Consider the following 1,172-nt stretch of genomic DNA (forward strand, 5'->3'; position numbering starts at 1 on the left):
TATAGTGAGCAGTTCATGGCTGATGCGGTTGTGCTGGTTGAGTCAGGGATCAGTCGGGGTATGTGTGCGTTGATCTGGGGATCTCTCGGTCCTTGCTGCAAGAATGGATCACGGAGGCTTGCTTGGATGTTCATGGGATGAGCTCGTCAAGCGATCTGGCGGTTGTTAAAGAGATGTGTGCTGCACTCAAGCGGATCCGGGAGCTGGAGATGGAAAATGTGGTGCTGCGTGTCGTGGCGGCATATTTGTCTCAGGAGGCGATCCGCCCAAAAGGATGTTCCTGACCGTGGAAGCGCTAATTGCTGAGGGAAAGGCAACCTTGATGATCGCGGCTTGGGTACTGAAGTTTTTTCGCCAAGCTTTTTGTAAGTGGCTACATGACAAGGTTAGTGCCCGGGAAAGGGAAAGATGCTGAGATCTGCGAGGTGATTCGTGAGGTCTACAGTGATGATCCCGGATTTGGCTACCGGTTCATTGCCGACGAGTTTGCGGATCGTGGCTATCGGCTTTCAGAGCGACGCGTATGGCGGTTGTGCTCGAAGATTCAGGTGTTCTCGGTGATTACCAGGTGTAGGCCGCGTGGGAAGAAGTCGGGTGCTCCGGTCCATGATGACCTGTTTGAGTGGCACTTTGATGCTGATGCTCCAAATACTGCGTGGGTCACGGATATTACTGAGCAGTGGACTGTCCAGGGAAGGCTCTGCCTGTGTGTGATCAAGGACCTGTGCTCGCGCGGAATCGTGGGCTATGCGACCAGTTCGCGGGTGAAGGCGTCCCTGGCGGTGGCAGCGCTTGATGATGTGATGAGGAAACGAGGTTACCCACAGGGAGTGATCGTCCACTCGGATCGGGGCTGGCAATTCGGTTCGAGGAAGTTCCGCGCTGCCTTGAGGGCCTACGAAGCTGTTGGGTCGATGGGCAGGGTTGGGGCGTGTGGGGATAACGTTGCGATGGAATCGTTCTTCGCCCTCGTGCAAAAGAATGTTCTCGACCGCAGGTCCTGGGCCAGCCGCCGCGAGCTCTCGGCCGCGATCACCCACTGGATCAAACGGACATATCACAGGAAAAGACGTCAACGAGCGCTGGGCAAGTGAAACAACACTGGAACCAGCCGCGTCCCACGCGGCCTAACAATCAGAAGGAAAACTGCCAACCAAACCCTCAACAGCCCC

The 1,172-nt window shown here is 56.0% G+C and carries 1 pseudogene; it reads left to right on the forward strand.

Annotation, left to right across the window (positions count from 1 at the left end):
• Nucleotides 1-1,094 (forward strand): annotated as a pseudogene (locus EKN07_RS12395) (IS3 family transposase); the annotation flags it as partial.
• Nucleotides 1,095-1,172 lie beyond the last annotated feature (78 nt).

Origin of the sequence: Actinobaculum sp. 352, assembly GCF_003957265.1 — a bacterium.
Lineage (GTDB): Bacteria > Actinomycetota > Actinomycetes > Actinomycetales > Actinomycetaceae > Asp313.